Genomic DNA, 18040 nt, shown 5'->3' on the forward strand with positions numbered 1-18040 from the left:
CTTCACTTGTTTGTCTTCAAACCTAACGGCGAATCTGAATGCGCGCTTCAACCCGGCGGTTTTCAGCACGGCCAGCAGCCGTGGCGTTAGATGCAACCGGCTCTGTCTCTCCGTAGCCTTTAGCGCTCACCTTGGTAGGATCTACTCCCAGTGGCCCGGTCAAACGGTCGGCAACGGCTTGGGCTCGGCGTTGTGACAGGGACTGATTGTAGCTTGCCTTGCCGGTGTTGTCGGCGTGGCCAGCGATTTCTACGATGGTTTCAGGATTTTGCTTCAGCGCGTCTGCAACACGGCGGATTTCCGCGTCATAAGCGTTGCCGATGACCGAGCTGTTGAGCGGGAACTGAACCTCAATGGTAAAGGTTTCGATGGTTTCAGTTACGCCTTCGCAACCGGTTTCGTCCACGTCTGCGCCAGCGGTTGTGTTAGGACACAGGTCCTGACTGTCTACGACGCCGTCGTTATCGCCATCAAGTTCGCAGCCACGGCTGTCTACCTTGGCGCCGCGCGGGGTATCGGGGCAGGCATCACGAACATCGGCTACGCCATCGCGATCTGCATCCGGCTCACAGCCGGTGGTGTCAACCATAGCTCCAGCCGGAGTGCCGGGGCACTGATCGCGGGAATCGGGTACGCCGTCTGCATCTGTATCTGCGGGTGTTGGCTTGCCGACTGCGCGGTGAAACGCAAAGCTAATGCCGAGCGATACCTGAGTATCGAAGGTGCTTTCGTCGATGCCGTGGAACTCACGCAAGTCGCCACGTAGAGCAACGGAATCTGACACGTTATAACGGAAGCCAGTACCTACGTTAACGCGGGTTTCGTCATGGTCGGTGCCGGTTGTGCGATAGCTAATGGAATCGTTTACGCCAAAGTCAGCATGCCCAGCGCCCGCAGAAACGTATGGGTTCCATGCTTTATCTTGCCCGGCAAAGTAGTAGATGCCATCGATACGAAGCTCTTCAAATTCAGATGAGCCATCAACATACTTGCGGTCTGCATCAGCGCGGGAGTACAGGGCTTCAACTGCCCAGTTTGGCCGGAACCGGTACTCTAGACCCACACCAAATGTGCCCGTCTCACTCAAGTCCCGATCATCATCAAAAAGCTGAAAGGCGGCAAAAGGATTAATGTAAATGGTTTCCTTGCGCTCGGCCGCTAAGGCCGGGGTGGCAAGAGTAGTGGCGATGGCGATCATCGAAATCGGGCGCATGATGCTCATGCAGAACCTCCAGTTGGACTCGTATTTAGGCTGCTGAGTTACTTAAACCATCAGAATGCATAGTTAGTTTCAACTCAAGCTAAAGAGTTACAAAAAAACAACGAATTGGCAATTCCGGTTACATTAGGAAATGTACGTGCAGAGTGATAGGGGGCTAGTGACAGTGCTTTTATGACAGCGGAACACTGAAATAGAGGTGCGCGCTTTTTTTGCTGAAATTCATTTTTTCGCCGCTGGCAAAGTGTACTTCGAAGGAACTCTCATCTTCCGAAACCACAGTACCAGCACCAAAGATGGAGTGGGTAAGGCGTGGTTGGTGCCACAACGGCGATATATTTGTAGCGTTTGTTTGGGTTTCGCCTTCAAGGGTGACGCTCTCCTGCGCGGCGTAACGTGAGCTGACTGGCGTTAGGGGCGTTTGCAGCTTCAGTACAGGGTTGGTCTCCGGCGTCCACTCATCGAGCAAGCGCCCTAACTCGTCAGCCAACTCAAAACAGAACTCCTCCACGAACCGGCTCGGGCCTTGATCTCCATCTAGATGCGGTTGTGTGCTTACTGGCCGGGAGATTAAGTGCAGTGTTTGCCGCGTTCGAGTCATGGCAACGTACAATAGCCGTCGTTCGCTTTCCAGAGTGGCGCGGGCATCATCTTGAGGCCGTGGGCTGTGGGGCAGGTACTTCTCTTGTAATCCGGGGATGATCACCCTTTGCCATTCCAGTCCCTTGGTGCGGTGAATGGTTGAGAGTAATACACCTCCGCCCGCCTGCTTTTCATTGGCCTGTTGGCGTAGCGCTTTGAGATGTGCAAGAGCTCCCGTAGCGTCCACATTGAGGCCTTTTAGATAGTCGCGGAAGCCGTGAATGGTATCTATACGTTCCTCAGCGCTTTCATGGGTGAGTGCGAGACTGCGAACGCCTTCGTACAAATCCGTATGCTCTGCATACACCGTGATCAGCCCGGCAACGGGGCCGGAATAGCCGCGCAGCTTGTCCAGTACTTCGCCCAGCTTACGCAGTTTACGTGCTGCCATGGGCGCTAGTGCATCGTAATCCAACGCGAGCAATCGTTCGTGCCAGCCATTGGCAAACCCGGCTAGAAATTGTGCTAACTGTTCCAGTTCCGGTTCTTTGAGGCCCACATGGGGAAAGCGCAAAAGCTGGCGGGCCAGCTCTAGCCGGTCGACCTCAGACAATTTCTCAAGCGCTCCAGAAACCAACTTTAACAGTGCTGTGATGGCCTGCACTTCGCGGCTGAACAACGCCCCTTTGCCAGCATCAATGCGATAGGGGATCTGCTGAGCTAGCAATTTTAGTTCAATAGGAACGCTCTGGCTCCAAACCCGGAACAGGATTGCGGTTTGCGCCAAGGGGTCTGCTGCATCCTGACTCAGAATCTGAAGTACCGCATCGGCGTCGTTCTCGGCTCGGTGTAGAGCGATTTCTGTTGCGGGAGTGGATGGATGGGAGTGGCACAAAACATCCTTGCGACCGGTATTATGGCAAATCAGGTGATTGGCAAGCAGCGCCACTCGGTGACCATAGCGGAAGGTGAAGCTTAGAGTCTGTTCCAGAGGGCTTTCAAACTCGTCGCTAAAGCGTTTCAGAATAAATTCGGGCTTGGCGCCTCGGAACTCATAAATGGTTTGGTCCGGGTCACCCACTACCGTTACCCGGGCGCGATCGCCTGCTACATAGCGCAGCAGCAAATGTTGAATCTCGTTGGTGTCTTGGTATTCGTCCACTAAAATAAGATCCATCTTGTTGCCCACCAGTCGTTGCAAGGGTGGGTTCTGATGAATCGCCATCACCGGCTCGTAGAGCATATCGGCAAAGCTGATACGGCTTTGTGCTTTGCGCCATTGTTCAAAGCTGTGGAACAGGTCAATAAGGTATCGGTATTTATCGGAGTAACCCAGGTCTTCAAATACTATCTCGGCCGGTGACAGGGTGGTTTTCACCATGTCGATAAATCCGGTTGCTGTCTCTACAAAATCTTTCTTGTTTCGCCTTATCTCGTCCGCCAAGTCCTCCGGCGCCAGTCGCCGTGTTAATAGCCAAGCTTGAAAACTGATTTCCTGCTCGGTCAGGATCTTTTCAGAGAAGCCCGGCAGGTAGCCTTCACGCACAAAGCGCTTATATAGCCGCAGCCCCATGGCATGGTAGGTTCGGATCTCCGGGAGCGCCAAGCCGCTGTGGTAACACACTTCTTGTAGCTTACGCTCAAAATCTATGCGGGCGCTGCGGTTGAACATAAGCACCAAAACGCGGGCAGGGTCGTGTCCTTGCTGCAGCAAATAGCGAATGCGCCAGGCAAGGGTGGAGGTTTTGCCGCTGCCTGCCACTGCGGTGATGACCGAGTGCTCGTAGCCAGCGGTAATAATCGCTCGCTGTTCGTCGGTGAGAAAGTCAGGTAGATCTAAGGCAGAGGATTCAGGGGTGTTGGTTGGCATGGGTGCTATTGTACTGGTCAACTGGTAGCGCGGGTACCTGTGCCGTTAACATGATTGATTAACTAAGCGAATCCACCTCATTAGTTGGAGGGCAGCGAGGCAGAACCTTCTCCAAAATCGTACGGAGCCATGGGTGAAGAGCGAAAAGCTCTTCACGGGTTGGCCATGGACGGCCAACCCAGGACTTTCACTGCGACGCAGGAGCAATAAGCAGTGGGAGGCGGAGCCGAGCGTACATGGATGTATTTACAGCGTATTTTGGAGAAGGTTCTGCCTCGCTGCTAACTCCCAGAGCCGGAGAGAGTAGAGATGCAAATAGAAGACTCAATTAACGTACTTGGTGAAAAGCTGGAAACCTGTAGCACTGATCCGGAAACCGGCTTTTACCGGGATGGCTGCTGCAATACTGGGCCAGATGATCACGGTTCTCACACCGTATGCGTTGTCATGACGGATGAGTTTCTGGAATTTTCCAAAGCTCGCGGTAATGATTTGAGTACACCCGTGCCTGCATTCGGATTCCCGGGATTAAAAGCTGGCGACGGCTGGTGCCTGTGTGCGGCCCGCTGGCATGAGGCTTTTGAAGCTGGTACTGCGCCGAGAGTGCGGTTGCGTGCTACGCATCAGGGGGCGTTGGAACACTGTGCTCTGGGTGATTTGAAGTCCCATGGAATTGACCTTAGCTAATGAATCCCGAAACCTTGCCTCCCCTGCTGGATACGACAGCTTGGTGCTCGTTGCAATCAAATCTTGCAGCTACCGGACAGCGGCGGCTGGTATTGGTGGAAGGCGCCCGTGAGCTTTCTAGGCAGTGGCTAAAAGCTCTGCTGCCAGCATTGGAGCTGATGAAAGGTGGGCTCTGGATCGGGGACGCAGATGACGCGCCCGATAACCGTTTGGTCAGCATTAAGGCTAATCAGGCACGGCAGTGGCTGGGTCAGGAAACGTCAGTCATTGTATGGGATGGCTGGCGGGGGAATCCTCCGGATGCGTTTGCCGCGCTTTCGGGCACGTTGAAAGCTGGTGGGTTGCTGTTTTGGTTGATGCCATCGCTGGAGAAGTGGGGGAGTTTTGCTGACCCGGATTATTCCAGAACCGGCTTGGAGCACGATCAGCTTCACCCTTTTGCCGAGCGTATGGCGCGCATTCTTGCGCTAGACCCTTCGGTGATACGGGTGCAGTCCGGCGCGCTGGGGGCAGTAGGTCTTCCCGTGCTGACTGAGTCAGTTTCGGAATTCCGGGTGACTACTACGTCGGACCAGCAAGCGTTGATTCACAAGTTGGTGGCTTTTGGGTTGGGGCGTCGGCGTCGGCCAATGGTGGTTACCGCAGATCGTGGGCGCGGTAAATCGGCGGCTCTTGGTATGGCAGCGGCGCAACTGCTGCTGCAAGGGCGTCGGCAGGTGTTGGTGACTGCGCCGGCACGGGATCATGTGAATGCGCTGTTCGCCCACGCGCTGGAAAGCCTTGGTACCGATGTTATAAGGGCTGAGGATAACCGGATAGTAACTGTGACTGGCGCCCAGATACGCTTTTTGCCGGTTCGGGATTTGTTAAAGGATAGGCCGGAAGCTGAAGTGGTTCTGGTGGATGAGGCAGCAGCTATTCCAGTCTCCTTGTTAAAGCAGGTTCTTTTGGGTTGGCCGCGGGTCGCTTTTGCATCTACGGTTCATGGCTATGAAGGCGCTGGCCGTGGGTTTGCTATTCGCTTTCGCCGGATTCTCGATGAGAAAACTCCCCAGTGGCAGGCACACACGCTGTCCAAACCAGTGCGCTGGGCCGAAGGCGATCCGCTGGAGGCGCTGATATCGGAGCTGTTTCTGCTTGGTGCCGATCATGACTCAGCGGTCGGTTTATCGGACGCGGTGGCTGGAAAAGTGGTGATTGAACCCTGGCAACCTGCTCTGGCCTCGGAGGCTGAGTTGACCAGTGCATTTGGTTTGCTGGTGGACGCCCACTATCGAACCACGCCCGCAGATCTTAGACAATGGCTGGACGATCCCGCCGCTAGAAGCTGGCGCGCTCTTGTGAATGGCAAGACGGTGGGTGTGCTTTGGGGGGCAGTAGAAGGTGGTTTGAGTAAGGAGCTGGCAGAACAAGTGGCCAGTGGCAAGCGGCGCATTCGTGGGCACCTTCTGCCGCAGTCTTTGGCCAACCACAGCGGATTTCCCGAAGCGGCTAGCTTGCGTGGTTTGCGGATTGTTCGTGTTGCTGTTTCAGCTCAGGCAAGGCGCCTCGGGATTGGGAATCGGCTAGTTGCTGCAGCGGCTGAGCGGGCAAAGCAGGAGGGTTTGGATTTCACCGGCACCAGCTTTGGCGGCAGTGCCGACTTGTTCGCCTTCTGGGCTTCTTGTGGATTGGAGTTCGTACGCATTGGATTGCAGCAGGAGGCGACCAGTGGTGAGTACCCCTTGCAGATGATGAGTGCGCACAGTGATGAAGCCTCGGCCCTCGTTCAGCAATTGCGGGCTCGTCTGGCGCGGCACTGGCTTACGCTGGTGCCATTGAATTGGAAGGATTTGGAGCCAAAACTGCTGGCCGAGTTAGCCGCTGAGCTGCCTCCATGTTACCGGCCCGATGCGGCAGATATTCAGGACATGAAGAGCTTTGGTGACGGCCACAGAGGCTTCCGGCTAATGGTGCCCGTGTTGCGTGAGTTGAGCATGACTTCAGGGTTTATGAAGTGGCTTGGCGCGCATGAAAGTGCGGCTATTTGGTGTCGGGCTGTGTTGCAAGGCTGGTCTTGGTCGGACTTGCAAAGTGAAGGCTTATGTTCGGGGCAGCGGGGTGGGGAAGATCAATTGCGCGCTGTCATCCGTGAACTTATGCAGAAGGGGCCAAAGCTGTGACGCGCTCGATTTAATTATTGCACACACCTGCTCAGAATAGATGATACCTAACTGACTGAGACTTCTTGATATGGCCAAGGGAACCGGCTTCTCCCATTTTTCGATCCTGTTATACACCCTGCTGCTCGCTGCCAGCGCTACGTTGGTTGGTGGGTGTGCTTCCAAAGAAGCGCCTGCTAACTTGAATCCGCAGGTCGACAGTACCTCGGGCTCGGATCTGTATCGTGCGGCGGAGCAAGGTGATGTTGATGCGGTTAGCAAGCTGACGGAATCAGGAGCCCCCCTGAATACCCTTACGGGTAACGGCACACCGTTAATGGCTGCTGTACGAGCGAAGGCGGATCGGGTTGTATGGTATTTACTCAGTCAGGGGGCGAGTCCGGATCTTGCAGAGAGCGATCAGGTTACCCCGCTGATGGTGGCCTCGGAGCAGGGGGATCGTCGGCTCGCGCGCCTGCTGTTGCATGCTGGCGCCAAAGTGAATGCTACCGACCTTCAGGGCTATACACCGGTCATGCGGGCAGCGGAGAAAGGTCAGCTGTCGGTGGTGAAGATTTTGTTAGCGGCCGGAGCCAACGTCAATGTCAGTCAAAACGGTGAATCACTGCTCATGAAGGTGGTTTCTACCGGCGACCTGCTAACCGCAGAAATGCTTTTGGCAGCGGGTGCCGATGTAAACTACCGCGCAGAGAGCGGTGCCACGGCGCTTGATGTTGCCCGCACCCGCAATCACCAAGACTTGGAGATGCTATTGGTGCAGGCTGGGGCTGAGCTTTAAAGCGCTTGAGTGGGCCCCTATTTCCCAAGCTGCATGGGGTCTGTTTCGTCGTTCCATACGGGTAAGAAGTGGGCGTCGACAACGGATTGGGGCACTTCTTTGATGCCATCATAAGACCACTGCGGGTTCTGGTCGCGGTCTATCAGTCTGGCTCTTATGCCTTCTGTCAGATCGGGCCTGCGCAAGCATTCCCACACCATGGCCAATTCCATTCTGAATACGTCTTTTAGAGTCATCTGTTGGGCTTTCTTAAGCTGATTCCAGATAAGCCAAGCAGATACCGGGCATCCCCCTTTCAGTGTTTTCATGCAGGCTTGCCACCATTCGGATTCGACATGAGCCGCAAGCAGTTGGTCGATGATCTCCGGTAAGCTGATGCCCGCACACAATCTTGCAATATCCCGTTCGTGTAACTCTAAATGACCGGTGGGCAGCGCGGAGTAATCCGGGGTTTCAAATTGGCTCAATAATTGGGTCAGACGGCTGTCATCACTGGCTACACGGCCACTCCAAGCCTCTTCCTGTAAGCTATGAAGCAGGCATTGATGATCACTGTTTGGCAGGGCTATATCCGCTAGTCCGACACGCAGTGCGTCAGTCACGTTCAGACGTGCGCCGGTAAGGCCCATAAACAGACCAAGACGCCCCGGCAGGCGATTCAGGAACCAGCTGGCACCAACGTCTGGAAACAGTCCAATAGACATCTCTGGCATGGCCAGAGTTGCGTCTGGCGTAAGCAACCGATAGCGACAAGCGGAAAACAGGCCCAGCCCACCACCCATAATTATGCCGTGTCCAATACCCACAACCGGCTTGGGAAACCTGTGCAGGGTATAATCCAGTTCATACTCGTGCCGGAAAACGCTAAAGGCCGATTCGGGCTTTTCTGCACCCGTTAATGAGCGGTACAAAAACTGAATGTCACCGCCAGCGCAGAAGCTTTTTGCTCCGGTGCCGCGTATCACTAAGATACAAATGCGGTCGTCTTCAGCCCAGCGTTTTAGGCTACTTCTGATGGTGACGATCATCTCTTCAGTGAGCGCGTTTAGTGTGGAGGGGGTGTTTAGCGTTAGCAAGCCGATATGGCCTTCGCGGCAGGGGAGTTCTTGAACCTCTACAGACATTAACAGTGTCTCCGGGCGATAAATAATCTCTGATGCAATTTTCGTTCGTATCATCTCCTTAACTGACGGAAAGTGAAAGTGAGCGAACGTTGAAAAAACTGCATTGATCTATGGCATTTGCGCTCTGGTATCGCTGTGATATAAGTTCGAAACAGTTATTGTCCGGTTTAAACGCACTAAAGTTTAGGGCACCGGTTTCAAAACTTAAAACGATGATGAGAGGTTAATCATAATGAAACTTAAACACTATGCTGTTGCAGGTCTTTTTGCACTGAGCGCTGCAGTTCCTGCTGCGGCTTCCGCTGCCGGTGATGCCGCTGCGGGTAAGGCAAAAGCAGCTGTTTGCGCTGCTTGCCACGGTCAGAATGGCATTGCCCAGATCCCGATGTACCCTAATCTGGCAGGCCAGCACGAGCAATATTTGGCTTCTTCCCTGAAAGCTTACAAAAACAAGCAGCGTAACGGTGGTCAAGCGGCCATCATGCAGGGACAGGCCGCAGCACTGAGTGATGAAGATATTGCCAATCTGGCGGCTTATTACGCGAGCCTGCCTGCTGGCGGTAAGTAAGCGTTATTTATCAGTACGGCAGCTCAGGCTGCTGTACTGACGATACGGTAGCTCGGACGATATGCGGATGTGCCCGGTAATTTCATGCGGTTCTGGGCCACAAACTGCTCCAACATAGCCTCTAGAGGTTTAATCAGGGTTGGGTCGCCCGCAATTTCAAACGGTCCCTTTTCCTGAATCTGTCGAATACCCCCTTCTTTTACGTTGCCAGCGACAATGCCACTGAAGGCCTTTCGCAGATTTGCCGCAATCAGGTGTACGGGCTGGTCACGGTGTAGTTCCAAAGCAAGCATACTCTTGTGATCCGGCTCGAACGGCTGCTGGAACACTGGGTCGATTTTTAGCATCCAGTTAAAATAGTATGCATCCTGCATGGCACGGCGGAAGGTTTCGACATCGTGCATCCCCTTTTTCATTGCCTGTGCCACCCGCACTGGATCGTCGATGATGATTTCATACTTGTTGGCAGCCTCATCCCCCAGAGCGTTGCGAATGAACTTGTCGATCATCTCGAAATACTCAGCGTTCTCTGGTCGTCCGGTAAATACCACAGGGAAGGGCAGGTCTGCGTTATCCGGGTGCAACAGTATTCCGAGTAGGTAAAGGATTTCCTCTGCGGTACCTACGCCACCGGGGAAAACCACTACGCCATGGCCACAGCGTACGAAGGCTTCTAGCCGCTTTTCGATATCCGGCATTATCACCAGTTCGTTAACAATGGGGTTTGGTGCTTCAGCACCGATAATGCCGGGCTCGGTAATACCAATGTAGCGACCGTTTTTAATGCGCTGTTTGGCGTGGGCGATGGTGGCGCCTTTCATGGGGCCTTTCATAGCACCGGGGCCGCAACCGGTGCAAATGCTCAACTCTCGCAGGCCAAGCTGGTGCCCGACTTCTTTGCTGTACTGGTACTCGTCATGGCTGATCGAGTGCCCGCCCCAGCAAACAATCAGATCAGGCTGGCGACCCGGCTGCAGCACTCTGGCGTTGCGCAGAATGTGAAACACCATGTTGGTTAGGTCTTCCGGCTCTTTGCTCTTCAGAGCCTTTGCAAACTGGGGTGTCGAGTGGCTGTATACAATATCCCGTAACACAGAGAACAGGTGTTCACGAATAGCCCGGAGCATCTCGTTATCCACAAACGCGTGTGCAGGTGCGTTGATCAGTTCCAGTTTTAGGCCCCTGGGCTGGGGGATCAGGCGTATATCAAAGTCCGTATGGGCTTCCATCAAGTCCTGGCAGTCATCGGTCACGACACCTGTGTTCAGAACCGCTAAAGCACATTGTCTGAATAACCGGTACAGGCCACCCTCGCTTCGGTCTTTTAGCAGATTAACTTCGTGATTGGACAGTATTTCCAGACTGCCCTCAGGTGATACAAGGGCATTGATGGTGGGTTCGGTCATTAATGGAAAAGCTCCTGAGTGCTGCGGTAATACCCGATTTTGAGGCATAGAGCCAAAACGTTACACTATGCGCCTCTGTGATCATACACCATCCGACAAAATGCCCACTTATGAAACTGTTAATCCGTCCCGCCCCGGAAGTAGCCATTAAAAGCAAGCCTGTTCGCCGCCGCCAAATGCGCCACCTGCGCCAGAATGTCCGTAAACTTCTGGCCCGGCTGGATCCCGACATTGTGGTCGACGGCAGTTGGGACAGGGTAGATGTGGAAGTACCCGAGGGTCGGAGTTTGAATGGCGTCGTTGTGGATGAGCTTTTGCGCATTCCTGGTATTTCCACCATTCAGGAAATCGCGGCCTTTCCGTTTCTTAGCCTTGAGGATATGGCAGAAAAAGCGGTGGAAGCATTCGCGGGGCGCCTCGACGGTAAATCGTTTGCGGTTCGTGCACGGCGCCACGGTGAACATGACTTCTGCTCAGTAGATCTTCAACGCGCAGTCGGCAGCGCCCTCATGCAATCAGCTTCTGGCGCCAGCGTTGATTTGCGCACGCCTCAAGTGGAAGTGCGTATCGAATTGCGTGATGACCAGTTTCACATTGCCCATCGCAGGCATCGTGGCTTAGGTGGTTACCCGCTGGGCAGTGTAGAGAACGTTATGACTCTGGTATCGGGGGGCTATGATTCATCTGTCGCGGCCTATCTGATGTTGCGCAGAGGTTTACGCAGCCATTTCCTGTTTTTCAATCTGGGTGGCGTGGCGCACGAAGTGGGTGTGCGTCAAGTGGTTCACTATGTGTGGAGTCGCTACGGCGCTTCCCATGGCGCCAAGTTTATCTCCGTGCCTTTTGAGGGCGTGGTGGAAGAAATTATGCGTTCCGTTGGCCACCGGCATTGGGGTGTGGTGCTCAAACGGCAAATGCTAAAGGCCGCCAGCGAAATAGCGCAAAGCAACAACGCTGTTGGTTTGGTAACCGGTGATGCGGTGGCTCAGGTTTCAAGCCAAACCCTAACCAACTTGAATGTGGTTGATCGTGCCAGCGATGAGGTGGTTTTGCGGCCACTGGTCGCCATGGACAAAGAATCCATTATCAAGATTGCCCGGGAAATCGGCACGGAATCCTATGCCAGAAGCATGCCCGAGTACTGCGGCGTTATCTCCCAGAAGCCCGCTACGCGTGCTCGCCTGCATCGGGTAGAGGCTGATGAAGCAGAGATGGACCCGCGGGTTCTGACGCAGGCTATTGAAGCCCGCGAGGAAACACCCGTTGAGGGTTTGCTGGAAAGTACCACCACGCCGGAAGAGGTTGATCTGGTGAAAACGCCAGCGGTAACGGATGTGATTATTGACGTGCGCCATCCGGCGGAGGGCGAATTGTCGCCGCTAGTGCTTACCGGCAATGAAGTGCTTAAAATTCCGTTTTACGAATTGAGCCGAAAGCTTCCAGAGCTACCTTCCACTCGCCAGTATCTGCTGTACTGTGATCGCGGCACTATGAGCCAGATGCACGCTGTAAACCTGAAAGCAGACGGGCACGCAAACGTAAAAGTTTACGCACCAGCCTCTTAATGGTATCAGCCAGCCAGACCCCTGAAGAACTGCTGCACGTTCTCGCTAAGAGTGTCTAGATCGTAGCCGCCTTCCTGCACGACGAGTGTTGGCAGGCCAAGCTGTCGCATGTGGGTGCTAAGTCGGCAGAAGCCTTCTGACGATACCGACACCTTGGCCTGAGGGTCATCTTTGTAGATGTCAAAGCCCAAAGTCAGTATCAGAGCGTCTGGCTGATATAACTTGATGGCCGCTATGGCCTCCTCAAGCTTTTTGAAAAAATCATTCTCGGATGAGCCGTGGGGCATGGGCAGGTTGATGTTGTAGCCGTAGCCCTCGCCTTCGCCGCGCTCATTCTCGAAACCAGACACCACCGGGTAGAAGTTGGTGGGGTCGCCGTGAATGGATATATAGAGCACATCGCTGCGGTCGTAGAAAATTTCTTGAATACCCTGACCATGGTGCATGTCAGTATCTAGAATCACCAAACGCGGAAACCGGGGCTTCATGTGCTCGGCCGCAATGGCGGCGTTGTTGAGGTAGCAAAAACCGCCTGCGGAGTCTTTGCGGGCATGATGTCCAGGTGGGCGGCATACAGCGTAGGCTGTGCGGTCGCCTGCCATGAGAGCATCTGCGGCACCCAGAGCGGTTTGCGCAGACCAGTAGGCAGCCTCCCAAGTGTGCTCGCCTATGGGACTGCTACCGTCGGACTGATAGCGCGCAGCCTCTGCCAGAATGCCTGACAAGTGGTTTGGGGAGCGAACGAAGATATTGGACATGACTTCCTCACCCCAGTCGTCCATCTCTTTCCAGCGTCGGTGAGCCGATTCGAGAAAACGTAAATACCCTAGATCGTGCACCTTGGAAATTGGCCTACCGCCTTGATCTGAAGGCTGCAATACCGGTATCCCCATTTCCTTCAAGCCCTCCAGCATCTGGCTGGTGCGGTCCGGTACCTCTTGAGGCTGACGCATTTGGCCCCGCGTAAAGTATGACTGGGGAGAGTGCTTATCTTGCGCGGGATGGAAAAACGCTTTCATTATCCGACCTCCTGAGTTTCCGGTACTGCTTCGGTACGGTTTCTGTGCTTTTTCTGCACTTTCTTTGTACTACGAATGCAGACACTTTTGATATAGGCATTGGGAGTATAGGCACAGATGAAGAATGGTCAAAAGCCGAGACATCGACTTTACAGGTAGTGATTCAGCATCCACTATGGAAGACAGATTCAACCAACGCAACTGTGCACCTTTGTGGGTGTCGTTACTGACTGAATAGGAGCCGAAATGATCGAGTCACCACTGCTAGGAAAGATGACTGGCTACATCGGCGGTCGCTGGACGGACAATGAGCACGGCAATACCTTTGATGTCTACAACCCGGCAACGGGTGAGGTGATTGCCAAAGTCGCTTCTATGTCTGAAAGTGAGGTGAAGGCGGCGGTCACTGCCGGAAAATCCGCATTACAACTGACCACTCCCTACACCATCGAAACCCGCAGAAAATGGCTGGAAGATATCCGTGATGCACTTAGGGCAAACAAGGAAGAAGTAGGTCGAATACTCTGTTTGGAACACGGTAAGCCGTTGAACGAAGCTCAGGGCGAAGTGGATTACGCTGCTGGTTTCTTTGATTATTGCGCTAAGCACATTCAAGCATTGGACGCCCACACGTTGCCGGAAAAACCGAAAGACTGCACCTGGGCTGTGCACTACCGCCCCATTGGTGTCACCGGGCTTATCACCCCTTGGAATTTCCCTATCGGCATGATTGCGAAAAAGCTTTCAGCCGCTTTGGCAGCGGGTTGTCCGTCTGTAATTAAGCCCGCCAGTGAAACGCCCTTGACCATGATTGCGTTGTTCAAACTGATAGACCAACACGTGAGTCTGCCAGATGGCATGGTGAATCTGGTAATGGGCAAGGCCAGCGTGATTGGCAAGGTTTTGTGTGAAAGCCCCGATGTGCCCATGCTGAGCTTTACCGGTTCCACAGAGGTGGGCCGCAAGCTGGTGGTGGATACCGCCGACCAGATTAAAAAGCTGGCTTTGGAGTTGGGTGGCAACGCACCGTTTATCGTGTTTGAGGATGCGGATCTGGACGTTGCTGCAGACAACCTGATTGCTAACAAATTCCGAGGCGGTGGCCAAACCTGTGTGTGTGCAAACCGGATTTTTGTTCACGAGAAGGTCATAGACTCCTTCGGTGAAAAGCTCGCGGAGCGGGTGAACAAAATGACAGTTGGGGATGGTATTACAGGTGATGTTGACCTTGGTCCGCTCATTAACAAAGCTGGTTTTGACAAGGTGAAGCGCCATTTGGAAGATGCCCTAAGTAAAGGTGCATCATTGGTCGCTGGCAAACAGCCGGGCGATTTGGGCGAGGGGCACTTGTTCTTCCCGCCAACGGTTGTCTCAGGTGTAACGCCAGATATGTGCTGCTCTCGGGAAGAAACCTTCGGACCACTGGTGCCTATGGCTAGCTTCAGTAGCGAGGAAGAGGTCATCGAAGCCGGGAATGATACCGAGTTTGGTTTAGCCTCCTATGTGTTCACCGCCGATGCAGAGCGTGCCCAGCGTGTTGCTGCGGGCTTGCGGTTCGGCCATGTGGGATGGAATACTGGCACCGGACCAACGCCTGAAGCACCTTTTGGTGGCATGAAAGCGTCTGGTACAGGTCGTGAAGGCGGGTTGGAAGGGTTGTTTGAGTTTGTTGAAGCCCAGACCATACCAAGAGGCTTCTGATTTGAAGCTTGGAGTTTAAACAAAGAAGGCGAGCCGTGGCTCGCCTTCTTTGTTTAAGACTGCTGGTTAAGGCTTAAGAATAACCTTTACCGAGCCGTCTACATCGGCTTCATCAATATAGCCAATGCTGCCAGGTGTTGATGCAACCTGAGCTTTCATCGCAGCCGGGCTGGCGGCTTCTGCGGGTGGCTGGCCGCGGCCAGTAAACACCTGCTTAGACCAGAATGCCTTGAGCTGGGCATCGTTCCGCCCTGTGATCTTGTCGTGAAACTGAGCACGCACCGGGCTGCCTTCGGGTAGCTCGAACGGTGTGGCTTTTTGCCCGTCTGGAAGCGCTTTGCTGCGGTTCAGGTACAGGTCGCGCACAAGGTTGTCGGTGAGGTTATCCGGGCCTGCGGGGTTACCAATAATCACAACATCAGCCAATGCGAGGGGGCTGACCAGCAAGCTGGCCGCAAAAATCAGGCTTAGCTTTTTCATGGAGGCCTCCGTTAAAACGCCGAGTCGAGTTTTAGGGTGTAGACGTTGGTGCTTTCAGTATCGTTTGAGAGCATGTACGCGGTGTTCAGGTTGCCATAACCCTTATCCAGCCCACGAACGTGAGTAACGTCTGCTTTAATTGCTACCCCAGGGGTAATGTCCCAGCGTGTACCAACACTATACTCAGTGCGCTGATAGTTGAGGATTGACTCAGGGACAGCGCCGGGAATGAATGCACCTGTCCGCTCGTCATCATCCATGCTTTCTGTCCAACCTGTGGCTATATAGGGCATCCAGTTGCCAAAGCGATGACCAATAGATAGGTAAGCAGAATCAGTGTCGGCAAACTTACCGTCTACTTCTGCCCGGGTGACTTCCGAGACGATCTGCCAGCTGCCGTCATCGTAGCTTGCGCCAATGCCGTAAAAGTTGCCTCGGTCATTTGTGGCCAACTGAGTGATGCCAGCTGGCAGGGTAATACCTTGACTTGCGGCTAGCCTACCAAGGCGTGTGGCGTCAACATAGGTTTCCGCTGTTGCTGCGACACCTCGTAGCGTCCAAACATAGTCAGTCCATGTCAGGTTAAGACCGCCAATATTACGCAGTTGCACATCACCGGAGTTGCCGTCTTCGTCGGTGAAGCCGGTGAAGCCGGTTACTGTGAGCGATGAGTCATCGAAATTGAAGTTATACGTAGCGTCGGCGCCAACATAACTGGTAATCGCAATGGGGCCGTAAACGCTTTGAGGTGGGCGTGCCCAGGGCTGAGCGTAGCCAACTTCAAGGGAGTCGGAGTACATGAAGAACGGGATGCGCATTTTACCCGCTCGCAACTGCAAGTTATTGGTAGGACGGTGGCTTAGGTACGCCCACTCTACCTGTGGCTCCCAGTCATCAGCACCACGGCCGACCAGTTGAAGAACCGCTTGGCTCTTTTCAGTTACATCAAACGTGCCTTGCAGTGCCAGCAAGCTAAGGTCAGCCACGTTTGTTTTTTCAGTGATGCCGGTATAGCCAGCGTCGTTACTCGCCCGTGCTACGCCCGTGCTGAAGAAACCGTTGAAACGTACGCGGTCATTTTTGGCAGCGTTCAACTGTTGTTGCATGGAATTGAGCTGCTGCTGCATGTTGGCTAATGTGTCTTCGGTGCTTTGGGCAGAAGCGGAGCTCGCCGCAATGGCTAAGGCCAGTGGCGCGAGATGTAGCAATCTTTTCATAGGTTTTCTATCCGTACGCTTTCGTGGTTGATTTACACGCGGAACTGGCTGGCAACAGTCTGAAGACCATTGCTGACGCTCTGGATATCGCGGCTAACGCTATCCAGCTCGTCGGTGCTTTCCATGACTGCCTCGGCGTTCCGGTGCATATCCGTCATGTATGTGGTTACTTCATTAAATGTAGTGCTTTGTTCGTAAGTTGCGGCAGCAATCTGTTCGTTCAACTCACTGATCTGCTGCACGTTCTGCAGAATTCGGGAAAGTATTTCGCCGGATTCGGTAGTCGCTTCAACACCTTCATGAGCCTTGCTTACGCTGGATTTCATGGAGGTAACTGCTGAGGAAGAAAGCTTGGAAAGCTCTGAAATGACACCCTGAATTTCTTCGGTTGCTTTGTGTGTGCGCACGGCGAGCCCCCGTACTTCATCGGCGACCACTGCGAAGCCGCGACCATGCTCACCCGCACGGGCTGCTTCAATGGCAGCATTCAAGGCCAACAGGTTGGTTTGCTCTGCGACGGTTTGAATGGTATCGAGTAAGCCGCCGACCCGCGCGGAGAACTCATCAAACTGGTTCACCAAACCTGCCGTATTCTCAATTTCGTTTACCAGCTCGCGGATGGTTGCGACGTTATTCTGGACCTTCTCCTGCCCCGACTGGGCAAAGCGTGCCGCATCTTGAGTCTGGTCGGATGCACTGGAGGCAAACCCGGCAACTTCTTCAACACTTTTCACCAGTTCATCGACCGAGTTACGTGTAGATGAGATGGCCTGCGCTTGACTGCTAATGCGCTCGAGATTGGCCCGACTAGCGTCAGTTAGGTGTCCGGTGGCTGTATTGAGACCATTCACATCGTCGCTGATGGTGGCAAAGGAATTGTGCAGCTTGGCAACGAACAGGTTGAATTGGTTAACCAGCTCTCGGAGCTCATCCCGGCCTTCATAATTCAAGCGCTGGGTTAGGTCGCCCTCGCCAGAGGCCATGTTTTTTAGGGAGTCAATAATTTGAGTAAGACTGGAAGATATCGAACGCCCGATCACCAAGCTGATTGCGATTAGTACAATCACCGTAACGACGAGAATAATGAGAGCCAAAGTTTGTGCTTGGCTTGAGGCTTCAACGGTTTCAGAAATAGCATCTTGAAACTGGCCGCGATTGGTTTCCAGCATTGTGTTCAGCCCGGCTTGCAGCTGCTCCAGACGCTCGGCGTTACGCGCTGCATCATCGCCGATGCGGCTAAAATCGGCGGTACCATCAATAATCGTGGTCGCTATGCGGGTGGCATTGTTGTAATAGCTATCCAGGTCCCGACTTAGCTTCCGGGCAGTGTCAGTCTGGTTGGGGTTCAGCTCTGCGATTTTATTTAGGTTGGTTGTGATGGTGTCGCGATAAGCTTGGGTTGATTTTAGCTGTTGGTCATCACCCGTGGTCACTGAGCCGCTGATTTGCTGCTCCATCAACTTTAGCTGACCCTCGTTGATTGTGGTCAGTTCCAGTGTTGGGTAGAGGCGATCTTTTACTTCGCTCAGGCGCTCAGAGTTGGACCGCTCGGTCATAAAGGCAAAACCTTGGCTTATCAGGAAGGCCAAGATGGCAATGCTGACAAGTAGACCAAGCTTTTGAGAAATTTTAAGTGCTGACAACATAGTCTCTTCCTGAAGG

The 18040-nt window shown here is 53.8% G+C and carries 14 protein-coding genes; 6 read left to right on the forward strand and 8 right to left on the reverse strand.

Features of this window, described 5'->3' with window-relative positions:
• Window positions 1-22 precede the first annotated feature (22 nt).
• Together KO508_RS04130 and KO508_RS04135 are read right to left on the reverse strand one after the other, a co-directional pair.
• Window positions 23-1222, reverse strand: coding sequence for an OmpA family protein (locus KO508_RS04130; protein ID WP_216007036.1), 1200 nt, complete (start codon window positions 1220-1222; stop codon window positions 23-25).
• 169 nt (window positions 1223-1391) lie between these two features.
• Window positions 1392-3671, reverse strand: a complete 2280-nt coding sequence (locus KO508_RS04135) for an ATP-dependent helicase (protein WP_216007329.1) — start codon at window positions 3669-3671, stop codon at window positions 1392-1394.
• Window positions 3672-3980: 309 nt separating this feature from the next.
• Here KO508_RS04135 and KO508_RS04140 point away from each other — a divergent pair, with 309 nt between their 5' ends.
• The 3 genes from KO508_RS04140 to KO508_RS04150 all read left to right on the forward strand — a co-directional run bounded on the left by KO508_RS04140 (window position 3981) and on the right by KO508_RS04150 (window position 7298).
• The gene (locus KO508_RS04140) at window positions 3981-4358 is read left to right on the forward strand and encodes a DUF2237 family protein (RefSeq protein WP_216007037.1); all 378 of its coding nucleotides are present in this window, start codon (window positions 3981-3983) and stop codon (window positions 4356-4358) included.
• Window positions 4358-6520, forward strand: a complete 2163-nt coding sequence (locus KO508_RS04145) for a tRNA(Met) cytidine acetyltransferase TmcA (RefSeq protein WP_216007038.1) — start codon at window positions 4358-4360, stop codon at window positions 6518-6520. The genes KO508_RS04140 and KO508_RS04145 overlap by 1 nt, the downstream gene beginning before the upstream one ends.
• Before the next feature lie 70 nt (window positions 6521-6590).
• Window positions 6591-7298 (forward strand): ankyrin repeat domain-containing protein, encoded by a 708-nt coding sequence (locus tag KO508_RS04150; protein ID WP_216007039.1) that lies wholly within the window; start codon window positions 6591-6593, stop codon window positions 7296-7298.
• 17 nt (window positions 7299-7315) lie between these two features.
• On the opposite strand, the gene KO508_RS04155 is transcribed toward KO508_RS04150, so the two are convergent.
• Window positions 7316-8422, reverse strand: a complete 1107-nt coding sequence (locus KO508_RS04155) for an enoyl-CoA hydratase/isomerase family protein (protein WP_216007040.1) — start codon at window positions 8420-8422, stop codon at window positions 7316-7318.
• A 232-nt stretch (window positions 8423-8654) separates the two neighbouring features.
• Between KO508_RS04155 and KO508_RS04160 the strand changes: the two genes are divergently transcribed.
• Entirely contained in the window at window positions 8655-8990 is a 336-nt protein-coding gene (locus KO508_RS04160; protein WP_216007041.1) for a c-type cytochrome, read from the forward strand.
• A gap of 23 nt (window positions 8991-9013) precedes the next feature.
• On the opposite strand, the gene ppnN is transcribed toward KO508_RS04160, so the two are convergent.
• The gene (gene ppnN, locus KO508_RS04165) at window positions 9014-10396 is read right to left on the reverse strand and encodes a nucleotide 5'-monophosphate nucleosidase PpnN (RefSeq protein ID WP_216007042.1); all 1383 of its coding nucleotides are present in this window, start codon (window positions 10394-10396) and stop codon (window positions 9014-9016) included.
• Between the two features lie 110 nt (window positions 10397-10506).
• Here ppnN and thiI point away from each other — a divergent pair, with 110 nt between their 5' ends.
• Window positions 10507-11961: a tRNA uracil 4-sulfurtransferase ThiI gene (gene thiI, locus KO508_RS04170; protein ID WP_216007043.1), complete on the forward strand. Its 1455-nt coding sequence runs from the start codon at window positions 10507-10509 to the stop codon at window positions 11959-11961.
• A gap of 5 nt (window positions 11962-11966) precedes the next feature.
• Here the strand turns inward: thiI and KO508_RS04175 are convergent, their stop codons facing one another.
• Window positions 11967-12980, reverse strand: coding sequence for a histone deacetylase family protein (locus KO508_RS04175; protein WP_216007044.1), 1014 nt, complete (start codon window positions 12978-12980; stop codon window positions 11967-11969).
• 246 nt (window positions 12981-13226) lie between these two features.
• Between KO508_RS04175 and KO508_RS04180 the strand changes: the two genes are divergently transcribed.
• Complete coding sequence (locus KO508_RS04180; protein ID WP_216007045.1) at window positions 13227-14681, forward strand: NAD-dependent succinate-semialdehyde dehydrogenase; 1455 nt, start codon at window positions 13227-13229, stop codon at window positions 14679-14681.
• A 66-nt stretch (window positions 14682-14747) separates the two neighbouring features.
• Here the strand turns inward: KO508_RS04180 and KO508_RS04185 are convergent, their stop codons facing one another.
• The 3 genes from KO508_RS04185 to KO508_RS04195 are packed head-to-tail and all read right to left on the reverse strand — an operon-like array spanning window position 14748 to window position 18024.
• Window positions 14748-15161 carry a substrate-binding domain-containing protein gene (locus KO508_RS04185; RefSeq protein ID WP_216007046.1) on the reverse strand — a complete coding sequence of 138 codons (414 nt, stop codon included), beginning with the start codon at window positions 15159-15161 and terminating at the stop codon, window positions 14748-14750.
• Window positions 15162-15172: 11 nt separating this feature from the next.
• Window positions 15173-16378, reverse strand: coding sequence for a hypothetical protein (locus KO508_RS04190; RefSeq protein WP_216007047.1), 1206 nt, complete (start codon window positions 16376-16378; stop codon window positions 15173-15175).
• A gap of 32 nt (window positions 16379-16410) precedes the next feature.
• A complete protein-coding gene (locus KO508_RS04195) occupies window positions 16411-18024 on the reverse strand; it encodes a methyl-accepting chemotaxis protein (RefSeq protein WP_216007048.1) in 1614 nt (537 codons plus the stop codon).
• Between the last annotated feature and the right edge of the window lie 16 nt (window positions 18025-18040).

The sequence above is a fragment of the Marinobacter salexigens genome, from assembly GCF_018860765.1.
Lineage (GTDB): Bacteria > Pseudomonadota > Gammaproteobacteria > Pseudomonadales > Oleiphilaceae > Marinobacter > Marinobacter salexigens_A.

Excerpts from the sequence above, each read along its gene's own strand:
- KO508_RS04130 (WP_216007036.1), bottom strand. The coding sequence starts at position 1,222 with ATGAGCATCATGCGCCCGATTTCGATGATCGCCATCGCCACTACTCTT.
- KO508_RS04135 (WP_216007329.1), bottom strand. The coding sequence starts at position 3,671 with ATGCCAACCAACACCCCTGAATCCTCTGCCTTAGATCTACCTGACTTT.
- KO508_RS04140 (WP_216007037.1), top strand. The coding sequence starts at position 3,981 with ATGCAAATAGAAGACTCAATTAACGTACTTGGTGAAAAGCTGGAAACC.
- KO508_RS04145 (WP_216007038.1), top strand. The coding sequence starts at position 4,358 with ATGAATCCCGAAACCTTGCCTCCCCTGCTGGATACGACAGCTTGGTGC.
- KO508_RS04150 (WP_216007039.1), top strand. The coding sequence starts at position 6,591 with ATGGCCAAGGGAACCGGCTTCTCCCATTTTTCGATCCTGTTATACACC.
- KO508_RS04155 (WP_216007040.1), bottom strand. The coding sequence starts at position 8,422 with ATGTCTGTAGAGGTTCAAGAACTCCCCTGCCGCGAAGGCCATATCGGC.
- KO508_RS04160 (WP_216007041.1), top strand. The coding sequence starts at position 8,655 with ATGAAACTTAAACACTATGCTGTTGCAGGTCTTTTTGCACTGAGCGCT.
- ppnN (WP_216007042.1), bottom strand. The coding sequence starts at position 10,396 with ATGACCGAACCCACCATCAATGCCCTTGTATCACCTGAGGGCAGTCTG.
- thiI (WP_216007043.1), top strand. The coding sequence starts at position 10,507 with ATGAAACTGTTAATCCGTCCCGCCCCGGAAGTAGCCATTAAAAGCAAG.
- KO508_RS04175 (WP_216007044.1), bottom strand. The coding sequence starts at position 12,980 with ATGAAAGCGTTTTTCCATCCCGCGCAAGATAAGCACTCTCCCCAGTCA.
- KO508_RS04180 (WP_216007045.1), top strand. The coding sequence starts at position 13,227 with ATGATCGAGTCACCACTGCTAGGAAAGATGACTGGCTACATCGGCGGT.
- KO508_RS04185 (WP_216007046.1), bottom strand. The coding sequence starts at position 15,161 with ATGAAAAAGCTAAGCCTGATTTTTGCGGCCAGCTTGCTGGTCAGCCCC.
- KO508_RS04190 (WP_216007047.1), bottom strand. The coding sequence starts at position 16,378 with ATGAAAAGATTGCTACATCTCGCGCCACTGGCCTTAGCCATTGCGGCG.
- KO508_RS04195 (WP_216007048.1), bottom strand. The coding sequence starts at position 18,024 with ATGTTGTCAGCACTTAAAATTTCTCAAAAGCTTGGTCTACTTGTCAGC.